Raw genomic sequence first — 11,853 nt, 5'->3', positions numbered from 1 at the left:
TTGCAATTTACAACACGCTATGAAACTTGATGTCTCCCCGCTCCGCGGGGGAGACATCACACGTATCTTGAAGTCAGATTGGTATAGTAACCACGTTAGTGCCGATATTTAACACCCGTCTGGTATCAGATATCGCTTTTATCCCTTTTGGTTTCCAATCCGATTAGCAAAATCTTCTCATCCAATAAACGCTTTTTCATCCAAGAAGTGATCTACATTCCACTTTTGCAATCCATTGCGAATTTTATTTGCTTATTTGTTAATCGAAGTTTATTTGTTGTTCAACAATATGAAAACAATAAATTAACAATAAACACAACCTAAACCCACAATAAAACAACAATGCATTTATTCATGGGGAATAAAATATGCAGCAAACCATCAACTTCTGGCCCCTAATCGGGATCGCCGTCATCATCATCGGTTTTGTCATCAGATTTAATCCGGTTCTGGTCGTCACCGTCGCTGGCCTTGTTACGGGATTGGCTGCTCACATGCCGATAACCGATATTTTGGAGAAGCTAGGTTCAGGGTTTATTAGTACCCTAAATTTAACCCTGACTCTTCTGTTTCCTTTAGTTATCATTGGCCTATTAGAAAGGCACGGTCTAAAAGAACAGGCTCAGAAATCCATTGCTCATATCAAAATGGCGACCACTGGACGTTTATTGATTGTCTATCTGTTTATACGAGAAATCTCTGCCGCATTAGGTTTAACCAGTTTAGGCGGACACCCGCAAATGGTTCGTCCCCTCTTAGCTCCGATGGCAGAAGGGGCGGCTGAAAATCAATATGGTGAGTTGCCAGATTCAGTTCGTCATCGCATTCGCGCGATGTCCGCAGCAACGGATAATACCGGTCTATTCTTTGGGGAAGATATTTTTGTCGCCTTCGGGGCAATTATCTTTATGCACAATTTCATGCTGGAATCAGGGGGTATTCACACCGAACCACTGCATATCGCTCTCTGGGGGATCCCTACTGCCATTTGTGCTTTTCTCATCCATTCAGTTCGGTTATATCGCCTTGATTATCGTATTGCCAACGAACTGAATGCCTTGAATCACACCAAACTGCACAGCAAGGAGGAGAAATAATGTTTCAATTACAGTATCTCTACGTACTGGCAGGAGTGCTCTTGCTGGCTGTCGCTATCATGTCATGGCATGATAAAGCAAATCCCCGCCGTTTAACTACCGGTCTATTCTGGGCGCTTTACGGTTTGATCTTTCTGGTGGGGAAATGGAGTCATCATATAGTAGCTGTCTGGATCAGCGATGAAGCCCAAGCCCAAAGAATTGCCTATATTAGTATCGGTGTGCTGGTCATTCTTATGGCACTATTGGCAGGATTTGGTGGAGTTCAGCTGGGAAATTATCATCAACGTACCCCAAAACAACAGCGGGAAAGCGCTGATCGTCTTGGCAATCAACTATTTTTTCCCGTCCTACTGATCCCCGTTGTCACCATGATTGGTGTGTTGATGTTTGACCACATTCCAGGCTTACAACAAGCCGTCTTTGGTGAGGGAAATCATTCAACGCTGGTGACTCTCTTTTCAATTACTCTCGGCTGCCTGCTAGGATTGGTTATAGCATTACGCATAAGCCGTGATGTCATAACACAGTCAATACAGGAGACTCGCCGTCTGCTGGACTCCATTGGTTGCGTCTTCATCCTGCCACAACTTCTGGCTACGCTCGGATTGCTGTTTACGACTGCCGGTATCGGCACGGTAATTTCCCACCTGACCGAAAGTTATGTCGCTGTCGATAATCGTTTTATCGCCGTGATAGCGTACGTATTTGGTATGGCTCTGCTGACCATGGTTATGGGAAATGCTTTCGCGGCTTTTCCCATCGTTACTGCCGGTATTGGCATTCCCATTTTGATCTTACAGCACGGCGGCAATCCTGCCGTTATGGCTGCCATTGGTATGTTCTCCGGCTATTGCGGTACGTTGATGACACCCATGGCGGCAAATTTTAATCTCGTCCCTGTTGCCCTGTTAGAATTGCCTGACCGCAATGCCGTTATCAAAGCACAAATCCCTACAGGATGTGCCTTACTACTTACCAATGTATTCCTGCTCTATTTTCTACTCTTCTTATAAAATAACAACAATGAACCGTTATGAAAGCTACTTCCATAAAAACCATTCTCGTCACTGCTTTCGAGCCTTTCGATAGTGAAACTATCAATTCATCATGGGAAGCCGTTAGGCCATTGCAGGGATGTCAAATCGCGGGAGCAAATATTGAAGTTCGCCAACTGCCTTGCGTTTTCGATACTTCTCTGGAACAGCTCTATGCGGCAATTGGACGCGTCAAACCAGAAGTAGTGATTTCAGTTGGGGAAGCTGGAAACAGGCCACATATCAGCGTGGAACGTGTCGCAATCAATGTTAACGATGCCCGTATTCCTGATAATGCAGGCCAACAACCCATTGATACCCTTGTCATTGCCGGTGGTCCTACGGCTTATTTTTCTACCTTGCCCATTAAGGCTATTGCTAATGAATTAAATAATGCAGGAATTCCCGCCAAAGTCTCCCAAACTGCGGGAACCTTCGTCTGCAATCATGTTATGTACGGTTTGCTGCATTATTTGAACCAACGGTTTCCTGCTGTGCGGGGTGGCTTTATCCATGTCCCTTATTTGCCTGAACAGGCAACAAAACATTCTGGTGCGCCAAGTATGGCTGTAGAAATGATGACAACAGCCTTGAAAATCGCTATTGAGTCAACATTGAAGCATGAAAAAGACATGACCATCACTGGCGGAACAACAAGCTGAAAAGATAGCCACTGGGATTCAGTGGCTATTTAATTTATACCAATCTAACTTCAAGATGCGTGTGATATCGTGTTGTAAATTGCAACTTGAAGTTTAATGCGTATAGAGAGGTAATAGTTGGTAGAAATTCAGTAACCAGATGACAACAACCGCAAAGATTGCCGCGATAATGTCATCCAGCATGATGCCAACACCACCTTTCACATAGCGGTCAAACCAGCGGATCGGCCACGGTTTCCACATATCAAAAATGCGGAATACCACAAAGCCAACCAAAACCCATTGCCAGTTGAGTACAGGGATCGCCATCAGTGTGATCCACATTCCGATGAATTCATCCCAAACGACACAACCAGGATCTTCCACATTCATGGCATCGGCAGCTTTCTGGCAAATCACACAGCCAATGACGGTTCCCAACACAATAACCAACCAGATTCCCCATGTCGGTAGCTGCGCCAACAGTAACCAGAAAGGGATCGCTGCCACTGAACCCATTGTGCCCGGAATAATCGGCGATAAGCCACTACCAAATCCCGTAGCTAATAAATGCCACGGATTACTCATTTTTAAGTGGCGTTTTGCGTCATCCATGCGTTCCCTCCGTTTGATCGTTTTCTTCCTGGTGTGCAGCCGGACAAGGTACGACCGGTTTTTCATCCGTTTTAAAGTGGTCAAAGCCGTTCAGATCCAGCTCAATTTCTTCGTTATTGTTAAAATAGCGGATGCCTTCTGATTCAGGTCTGATTTGCCCAATACAGCAGAAACTTGCCCCTGAATGGGCCAATGCCATATTTAACGCACCACGGTTAAGCTCAGGTACTGTGAAACACAACTCATAATCTTCTCCACCACTCAGCGCCCATTTCAACGCCTGCTCAGCGGGAATATATTGCTGCATCGCTTCCGAATACGGCAGTGCATCCAGATTAATACGCGCACCGCATTGACTGGCTGTCAGAATATGGTTGAGATCAGAAATCAACCCATCCGACAGATCAATCGCGGAAGAAGCCAGATCACGCAGCGCCTGTCCTTGTAAAACGCGTGGTTGTGGACGGAGATGGCGCTTAACCAACCAATGGTGGATAGCAGGATCTTCCACGGTCAGATGCTCTTGCAACAAGGCAAGCCCTGCGGCACTATCACCCAGTGTTCCGGTGACATAAATCCAATCACCGTTCTTCGCACCAGCACGACGTAACGCCCTGCCAGCCGGCACCAGTCCATGTACGGTTAGCGTCAAACTCATGGGGCCTTTTGTTGTATCTCCCCCAATCAACTGCATACCGTAATAGTTCAGTTGTTCAAACAGGCTATCACTAAATCGTTTTAACCAATCCTCATTGACGTCAGGCAACGTTAACGCCAACGATGCCCAGGCAGGATCTGCCCCAACGGCGGCCAAGTCACTGATATTGACAGCCAGTGCTTTATAAGCCAAATCTTCTGGTGAGATATCAGGGAGGAAATGGACACCAGCCACCAGCGTATCCGTTGTTACCGCTAATTCTTGCTTATCCGCAACGGTCATCAGTGCACAATCATCACCAATCCCTAGGCTTACATCACGTCGGCGGCTAAGAGGGCGATTGAAGTAACGTGCAATGAGGTCAAATTCACCACATGCCATAATAGAATTCCAAAAAGTGACCAACAATGAGCACATGAGGCCGGATTTCCGGCCTCATGTGTAAAATCATTGAGTTATAATGGGGAACTCCTGGCAAGCAATCACTTTTTCTTACGTGCTGCTGGGCCAGCTTTATCCAACACCCCATTCACGAATTTATGGCTATCTTCAGCACCAAACGTTTTTGCCAGTTCGATACCTTCATTAATAGCCACTTTGTAGGGGACATCATCACGAAAGCTTAGTTCAAACATCGCAACGCGCAAGATGGCTTTTTCTACCTGACCTAACTCTTCGAGCTGGCGGGAAAGATAAGGCGCCATCAAGGCATCCAATTTTGTAGCATTGACTGCTACCCCGGACAGCAATTCACGAAAATAGGTGACATCAACACCGGTTACGTCCTGCTCTGACAGAAACTGCAATTCAACATCAGCAATGCTGTTTTTGGATAATTGCCATGAATAAATTGCCTGAACAGCACACTCACGAGCACGACGACGAGCAGCAGGTTTCACAAAATTCCCCTTAATTAAAACTAAAAAATTCAGCCTTTAATGGCTTTGATTACATTGATCATTTCCAACGCGGTCAAGGCAGCTTCCGCACCTTTGTTACCCGCTTTAGTTCCAGCGCGTTCAATCGCCTGTTCAATATTTTCTGTTGTCAGAACACCCAATGTAACAGGAATGTTGCTTGACATTGCCACACTGGACAAGCCTGAACTACATTCGCCGGCAACATATTCGAAATGGGCTGTTCCGCCACGGATAACAGTACCTAAAGCGATAACCGCATCATATTTTTGGGACTCAGCCAACGCTTTGACCGTCAATGGCAGTTCATAAGCACCCGGTACCCATACTACGGTGATATTGTCTGAAGAAACCTGGCCGATGCGTTCTAACGCATCAACGGCCCCTTCCAGCAGGCTGTCATTAATGAAGTTGTTAAAGCGGGCAACTGCAATGGCAATGCGGGCTTCAGGAGCTGCAACAACACCTTTGATTACGTTCATAGCCTTCCTTATACTTTATTCATATCCGCAGGGGCGCGGATCTTATCACATTATTTTTGATTTAGGGCTATCCCAAAATCAAAACACTTAACACGGCCGTAAGCGAAGACGCACATCAGGACCAATCTGTTGAACATCAAACAGAGTAAATTCAGGAGCATCCGATAATTTTTGCAATTCAGGGATATCGAACAATCCACGGGCACTATTTCCCAATATTTTAGGCGCGATATACAGGATCAATTCATCGACCAACCCTAACGACAACAAAGCTCCAGCCAAAGCAGGGCCACACTCCGCCCACACAGAATTTACCTGACGCTTTCCAAGTTGCATCATCAGCAACACTAAATCAACACCAACACCATGTTCTGGCAATAAAATCTGTTCGGTATTATCAGGCCATTTTTGCTGATCTTGCTTAGTACGAGCTAACCAACATTCCCCTGATTGCTGGACAACTTGATGCTGTGGAGTTACACGGTTTTGGCTATCTGTAATGATACGGATTGGTTGGCGAAGCCATTCTTGCGGATAAACCGCTTGGGTTTCAGCATCCAGTTCATTCCAACGGACAGTCAGGGAAGGATCATCTGCCAGTACCGTTGCGCTGGAACTCAAAATGGCACTGCACTGCGCCCGTAGTTTCTGTACATCCTGGCGGGCTTCCGGTGAGGTAATCCACTTGCTTTCCCCTGATGCCAACGCAGTTCGACCATCCAATGATGCGCCCAATTTCAATTGCAGGTATGGAAATCCTGTACGCATACGTTTAAGAAATCCCTTATTCAAGGTTTCCGCCTGTTCCATCATTAAACCATGTTCAACTGCAATTCCGGACTGCTGCAATTTATACAAACCACGCCCGGCAACTTGAGGATTGGGATCTTGCATCGCTACCACAACACGGCTTAAACCTGCGGCAATTAAAGCATCAGCACAAGGGGGCGTTTTACCGTGATGGCTGCATGGTTCAAGGGTAACATAAGCCGTAGCGCCTTTCGCTTTTTCACCGGCCATACGCAGAGCGTAAACTTCTGCGTGAGGTTCGCCCGCTCGTAAATGAAAACCCTCCCCGATTACCTGCTCATCCTTAACGATGACGCAACCTACATTCGGATTTGGGGATGTTGTAAAACGCCCCTGATACGCCAGTTCCAGCGCTCTGGACATATATATTTCATCAAGTGTCATAGCGTTTAATCAGTGTTCTGGTTTTTAGTAAGAGTAACAGCGTTTAATCTTGTAATCTGGCAATCTCTTCACCGAATTCGCGAACATCTTCAAAGCTGCGATAAACAGACGCAAAACGGATATAGGCCACTTTATCAAGTTTCTTCAGCGCATCCATGACAAAGTTTCCGATCATTTTGGACGGAATTTCACGTTCTCCTGTAGCCCGTACCTGTGATTTAATGTGACTGATTGCCATTTCTACATCATCAGAGCTGACAGGACGTTTTTCCAGTGCTTTCTGCATTCCACGACGCAATTTTTCTTCGTCGAAAGGCTCTCGAATATCATCACTTTTAATGACTCGTGGCATTACCAGCTCTGCAACTTCAAACGTCGTGAAGCGTTCATGACATTCCAGGCACTGACGGCGACGGCGCACTTGTGAGCCATCCCCTACCAGACGGGAATCAATAACTTTAGTATCAACGGCTGCGCAAAATGGGCAATGCATATCGTTTCCTGACAGTTAACCGAAGGGATAACAGTTTACCTTGAAGTGATGACGAAAAACACCCTGTCAGTAAGTACTCACAGGGTGTTTAAGCGATATCAATGCTCGATCATGCAAAATAATTAAGGAAGAATGGAGGGCTGATCTGCCCCTTCTTTCTCAACTTTCTGCTGGATCAGGTGGTCACGCTTCATACCCAATTTCAAAGCCAGGGCAGAAGCAACATAGATAGAAGAGATTGTACCGATAGAAACACCGATTAACATGACCAGTGAGAACCCCTTCAGCATTTCGCCACCGAAAATATACAGCATCAATACAACCAACAACGTAGTTGCGGAAGTCATGATGGTACGGCTTAGAGTCTGAGTCAGGGAAATATTGGTGATTTCATACGACGTACCACGGCGTATCTTACGGAAGTTCTCACGGATACGATCCGACACTACGATGCTGTCGTTCAATGAATAACCGATAACGGACATCAATGACGCAACAATAGTCAGGTCAATTTCGATGTGGAACAACGACAGAATACCCAATGTAATAATCACGTCATGCGCCAGTGCAATAACTGCCCCTAATGCCAGACGCCACTCAAAGCGGAAACCGACATAAATCAGGATACAGATCAGTGCAACCAGTAATGCCATCGCTCCGGTTTGTGCCAGTTCATTCCCGACACTGGGGCCAACGAATTCGACACGTTTAACCTTGGCATCTTTATCAATATCCTGGTTAATCACCGAGATAATCTTATTGCCAAGCTCTTGCCCTGCATTACCAGCCACAGGTGGCATACGAACCATAACATCACGGCTGCTGCCAAAATTTTGCAAAAGAGGATCAGCAAAACCATTCTGGCTCAGGCTCGCACGCATCTTGTCCAAATCCGCAGGTTGACTCAGCTTCACCTCAATGACCGTACCACCGGTAAAATCAAGCCCCCAGTTAAAACCACGAGTGCTTATCATAACGATGGAAGCGATCAACAGCAGGAACGAAATCCCAAAGGCAACGTTGTCCCAGCGCATAAAGTCGATAACTTTACGCCCATAGTTTAATTGTTCAACAGTATAATCCTGTGCCACAACGTGCTCCTTAAATTGACAACTTATTGATACGCTTGCCACCATACAGCAAGTTCACGATTGCACGTGTTCCCACAATAGCAGTGAACATTGAAGTCGCCACACCAATACTGGTGGTGATCGCGAAGCCCTTGATAGAGCCAGTACCCACTGCATACAAAATAATAGCCGTAATCAGCGTAGTCAGGTTTGCATCGATGATACTGGAGAACGCTCCTTTATAGCCTTCGTGAATTGCCTGCTGTACCGTACGGCCATTACGCAATTCTTCTTTGATACGTTCGTTGATCAATACGTTCGCATCCACGGCGACGGCAAGCGTTAAGACGATACCCGCAATCCCCGGCATGGTCAGAGTCGCTCCCGGCAACAGGGACATAATACCGACGATCAGCACCAGGTTAGCCAGCAACGCAGAACTCGCAATCAGGCCAAACTTGCGGTAGTAAATCACCATAAAGACGACAGAAGCAATCAGCCCCCACAAACACGCTTCAAGGCCCTGCTCAATATTCTGCAAACCCAGAGTTGGCCCAATCGTACGCTCTTCTACAATCTGGATGGGGGCAATCAACGCCCCTGCCCGCAGTAACAGTGATAACTGACGAGCTTCTGTCGGATTACTAATGCCGGTAATACGGAAACTGTTACCCAGGCGTGACTGAATCGTAGCAATGTTGATAACTTCTTCTTGCTTAACCAAAATCGCACGACCGTTGGCATCTTTCTTGCCGCTGTCCTTATATTCCACAAACAACGTTGCCATTGGCTTGTGCAGATTATCTTTGGTGAAATTAGACATGGCTGTGCCGCCAGCGCTATCCAGGGAAATATTCACCTGTGGATAACCATTCTCATCAGCACTGGAAGTCGAATCGGTGATATGGTCACCCGTCAGGATAACGCGCTTGTACAGTACAACCGGATTACCATCACGGGTATATTTCACTTCTGAATCAGCCGGAATACGGCCATATTGCACAACATTTTGGTCAACATTGGTATTGACCAGACGGAATTCCAGTGTTGCGGTTGCCCCAAGAATTTCTTTTGCGCGGGCAGTATCCTGAATACCAGGCAGTTCAACCACAATGCGATCTGCGCCTTGGCGTTGAACCAGAGGTTCTGCAACGCCCAATTGGTTGACACGATTACGCAAGATAGTGATGTTCTGCTGCACTGCATAAGAACGAGCTTCACGCAGACGCTCATCACTCATCACCACTTTCAGCGTGCTGTTGGCTTCATTAGAGAACACCAAATCACGGTGACGAGGTTCAAGATAACTTTCCGCTTTAGAGCGTGCATCGTTATCGCGGAAACGAACTTCGACGCCATAATTATCCGTTTTGCGGATAGTTGAATAAGGGATGCCTTGCTCACGCAGTTCAGAGCGCAGGCCATCAATATTCTGTTCCTGCAATTTACCCAGCGCGGTTTCCATATCCACTTCCATCAAGAAATGAACACCACCACGCAGGTCAAGCCCCAGTTTCATCGGCTCAGCGCCGACTGCTCTTAACCAGACAGGCGTTGCAGGCGCGAGGTTCAATGCCACAACATACTGTTCACCCAGTGCAGAAACCAACGCTTCACGCGCACGGAGCTGCACATCAGTGCTACTGAAACGAGCAAGGATTGCGCCATTTTCCAATGCAATAGACTTGCTCTTGATTTGATCTTTTTCTAAAACATTACGGACTTGGTCCAGCGTTTTTTCACTGGCGGCAATACCTCGCGCGCCAGTGATTTGTACAGCCGGATCCTCACCATAAAGGTTGGGAAGTGCATAAAGCAAACCGATGAGGATCGCAGCGATCAGCATCAGATACTTCCACAAAGGATAACGGTTCAACACGGCAGTTCCCTTCGGGAAAAATCGGAAAATTAAATAGCCTTCATTGTACCTTTCGGCAAAATGGCAGCAACGAAGTCACGTTTGACAGTTATTTCTGTGGTGTCATTCAAGGCGATAACCACGTAGCCGGTATCAGACACTTTAGAGACACGTCCCACCAAACCACCAGAAGTCAGCACTTCATCCCCTTTGGAGATGGAATCCATCAGTTTTTTATGTTCTTTGGTGCGTTTTTGTTGTGGACGCAGGATCATGAAATAGAAAATCAAACCGAAAACAACCAGCATGATAATCAGAGAATATGGGCTTCCCTGAGCTTGCGCGGGTGCGCCAGCAGCTGCCGCAGCTTCAGAAATAAAAAAACTCATCAAATTTCCCTCATTGTTATCGAAAATATGACTGCCGAAAACATTACGATTGAAAATCGGCAGTGGCTCGATCAAAAACCAGCCCAATATGCTACACATATTGAGACTGATTAGTCACGATAAATTATATATTTAACGGCGGAACGGGTTTACCGATCTGCTGATAAAACGCTTCAACAAACTGTTCCAGCTTGCCTTCTTCAATGGCCTGACGAATTCCAGCCATTAAGCGCTGATAATACCTTAAATTATGTATCGTATTCAGCCTTGCACCAAGAATTTCGTTACAACGATCAAGGTGATGGAGGTATGCCCGGCTATAATTGCGGCAAGTATAGCAGTCACAATGCTCATCCAAGGGAGATGTATCTTCTTTATGTTTAGCATTGCGGATTTTAATAACCCCCTCGGTCACAAACAGGTGACCATTGCGGGCATTACGTGTCGGCATCACACAGTCAAACATATCGATACCACGACGAACACCTTCAACCAAATCTTCCGGCTTGCCGACGCCCATCAAATAGCGAGGCTTATCCTGTGGGATCTGAGGGCAAACATGCTCCAGAATACGGTGCATATCTTCTTTCGGTTCACCGACGGCCAGTCCCCCTACAGCGTAGCCATCAAAGCCGATTTCCACCAGCCCTTTTATGGAAACATCACGCAAGTCTTCGTACACACTGCCCTGAATAATACCAAACAAAGCATTTTTATTACCCAGTTCATCAAAACGTTGACGGCTGCGGGCAGCCCAGCGCAATGACATTTCCATGGAACGCTTGGCGTAATCCCAATCCGCAGGATATGGCGTACATTCGTCGAAAATCATGACAATATCGGAACCCAAATCATATTGGATTTCCATCGATTTCTCTGGACTGAGGAACACGGGTGTTCCATTAATTGGGTTACGGAAGTGAACCCCTTCTTCTTTGATTTTACGCATGGCGCCAAGGCTGAACACCTGAAAACCGCCAGAGTCAGTCAGAATAGGGCCTTGCCACTGCATAAAATCATGCAGGTCACCATGCAATTTCATGATTTCCTGTCCCGGACGCAACCAAAGGTGGAAAGTATTCCCCAACAGGATTTGCGCTCCAGTTTCTTTCACCTCTTCCGGTGTCATCCCTTTTACCGTGCCGTAAGTTCCCACAGGCATAAACGCCGGAGTTTCCACAACGCCACGCTCAAAAATCAAACGACCACGACGGGCATTCCCATCCGTCTTTTGTAACTCAAATTTCACTTAACCTCCAGACATCAGAAAAACAGTCTGATGCTTGACATAAAATGATGCATTCTAAACACTAATGACGCCACTGTACACGCCAGCCTTGTGATATACAGTATGTCAATCATTGCGAATTTTTGTGTCATTTTCACTTCCTTGCGACACAGT

Annotated in this window: 13 protein-coding genes; 3 read left to right on the top strand and 10 right to left on the bottom strand. The window is 46.4% G+C overall.

The window, feature by feature from the left end; genetic code table 11:
• The first annotated feature begins 368 nt into the window (after positions 1–368).
• Genes IQ211_RS02935 through pcp form a run of 3 tightly spaced genes read left to right on the top strand, consistent with a single transcriptional unit; the run spans position 369 to position 2,796 of the window.
• The gene (locus IQ211_RS02935; protein ID WP_189758899.1) at positions 369–1,097 is read left to right on the top strand and encodes a DUF969 domain-containing protein; all 729 of its coding nucleotides are present in this window, start codon (positions 369–371) and stop codon (positions 1,095–1,097) included.
• Entirely contained in the window at positions 1,094–2,113 is a 1,020-nt protein-coding gene (locus IQ211_RS02930; RefSeq protein WP_189758923.1) for a DUF979 domain-containing protein, read from the top strand. The genes IQ211_RS02935 and IQ211_RS02930 overlap by 4 nt, the downstream gene beginning before the upstream one ends.
• 35 nt (positions 2,114–2,148) lie before the next feature.
• Positions 2,149–2,796, top strand: a complete 648-nt coding sequence (pcp, locus tag IQ211_RS02925) for a pyroglutamyl-peptidase I (protein ID WP_189758922.1) — start codon at positions 2,149–2,151, stop codon at positions 2,794–2,796.
• A 93-nt stretch (positions 2,797–2,889) separates the two neighbouring features.
• Here pcp and pgpA read toward each other — a convergent pair whose 3' ends face one another.
• The 10 genes from pgpA to tgt all read right to left on the bottom strand — a co-directional run bounded on the left by pgpA (position 2,890) and on the right by tgt (position 11,700).
• Positions 2,890–3,390: a phosphatidylglycerophosphatase A gene (gene pgpA, locus IQ211_RS02920; protein WP_189758898.1), complete on the bottom strand. Its 501-nt coding sequence runs from the start codon at positions 3,388–3,390 to the stop codon at positions 2,890–2,892.
• On the bottom strand, positions 3,383–4,429 hold the full coding sequence (gene thiL, locus IQ211_RS02915; RefSeq protein ID WP_189758897.1) for a thiamine-phosphate kinase: 1,047 nt from the start codon (positions 4,427–4,429) through the stop codon (positions 3,383–3,385). Before thiL ends, pgpA begins: the two co-directional genes overlap by 8 nt.
• Before the next feature lie 101 nt (positions 4,430–4,530).
• Entirely contained in the window at positions 4,531–4,947 is a 417-nt protein-coding gene (gene nusB / locus IQ211_RS02910; RefSeq protein ID WP_047766861.1) for a transcription antitermination factor NusB, read from the bottom strand.
• A gap of 29 nt (positions 4,948–4,976) precedes the next feature.
• The gene (gene ribH, locus IQ211_RS02905; RefSeq protein ID WP_189758896.1) at positions 4,977–5,447 is read right to left on the bottom strand and encodes a 6,7-dimethyl-8-ribityllumazine synthase; all 471 of its coding nucleotides are present in this window, start codon (positions 5,445–5,447) and stop codon (positions 4,977–4,979) included.
• Between the two features lie 87 nt (positions 5,448–5,534).
• The gene (ribD, locus tag IQ211_RS02900) at positions 5,535–6,641 is read right to left on the bottom strand and encodes a bifunctional diaminohydroxyphosphoribosylaminopyrimidine deaminase/5-amino-6-(5-phosphoribosylamino)uracil reductase RibD (protein ID WP_189758895.1); all 1,107 of its coding nucleotides are present in this window, start codon (positions 6,639–6,641) and stop codon (positions 5,535–5,537) included.
• A gap of 43 nt (positions 6,642–6,684) precedes the next feature.
• Positions 6,685–7,134 (bottom strand): transcriptional regulator NrdR, encoded by a 450-nt coding sequence (gene nrdR / locus IQ211_RS02895; RefSeq protein WP_189758894.1) that lies wholly within the window; start codon positions 7,132–7,134, stop codon positions 6,685–6,687.
• A 122-nt stretch (positions 7,135–7,256) separates the two neighbouring features.
• Positions 7,257–8,225 carry a protein translocase subunit SecF gene (gene secF / locus IQ211_RS02890; RefSeq protein WP_189758893.1) on the bottom strand — a complete coding sequence of 323 codons (969 nt, stop codon included), beginning with the start codon at positions 8,223–8,225 and terminating at the stop codon, positions 7,257–7,259.
• Between the two features lie 10 nt (positions 8,226–8,235).
• Positions 8,236–10,083: a protein translocase subunit SecD gene (secD, locus tag IQ211_RS02885; RefSeq protein WP_189758892.1), complete on the bottom strand. Its 1,848-nt coding sequence runs from the start codon at positions 10,081–10,083 to the stop codon at positions 8,236–8,238.
• 29 nt (positions 10,084–10,112) lie between these two features.
• Positions 10,113–10,451, bottom strand: coding sequence for a preprotein translocase subunit YajC (gene yajC, locus IQ211_RS02880; protein WP_189758891.1), 339 nt, complete (start codon positions 10,449–10,451; stop codon positions 10,113–10,115).
• A gap of 124 nt (positions 10,452–10,575) precedes the next feature.
• Positions 10,576–11,700, bottom strand: coding sequence for a tRNA guanosine(34) transglycosylase Tgt (tgt, locus tag IQ211_RS02875; RefSeq protein ID WP_189758890.1), 1,125 nt, complete (start codon positions 11,698–11,700; stop codon positions 10,576–10,578).
• Between the last annotated feature and the right edge of the window lie 153 nt (positions 11,701–11,853).

It is taken from the genome of Xenorhabdus griffiniae, from assembly GCF_015163655.1.
GTDB lineage: Bacteria > Pseudomonadota > Gammaproteobacteria > Enterobacterales > Enterobacteriaceae > Xenorhabdus > Xenorhabdus griffiniae.
Note: the sequence above shows the minus strand (reverse complement) of the source record. Positions and strands in the feature narration are given on the sequence as shown.

Coding starts and splice junctions, on each gene's coding strand:
- yajC (WP_189758891.1), bottom strand. CDS start 10,451: ATGAGTTTTTTTATTTCTGAAGCTGCGGCAGCTGCTGGCGCACCCGCG.
- nrdR (WP_189758894.1), bottom strand. CDS start 7,134: ATGCATTGCCCATTTTGCGCAGCCGTTGATACTAAAGTTATTGATTCC.
- ribH (WP_189758896.1), bottom strand. CDS start 5,447: ATGAACGTAATCAAAGGTGTTGTTGCAGCTCCTGAAGCCCGCATTGCC.
- pgpA (WP_189758898.1), bottom strand. CDS start 3,390: ATGGATGACGCAAAACGCCACTTAAAAATGAGTAATCCGTGGCATTTA.
- IQ211_RS02935 (WP_189758899.1), top strand. CDS start 369: ATGCAGCAAACCATCAACTTCTGGCCCCTAATCGGGATCGCCGTCATC.
- thiL (WP_189758897.1), bottom strand. CDS start 4,429: ATGGCATGTGGTGAATTTGACCTCATTGCACGTTACTTCAATCGCCCT.
- ribD (WP_189758895.1), bottom strand. CDS start 6,641: ATGACACTTGATGAAATATATATGTCCAGAGCGCTGGAACTGGCGTAT.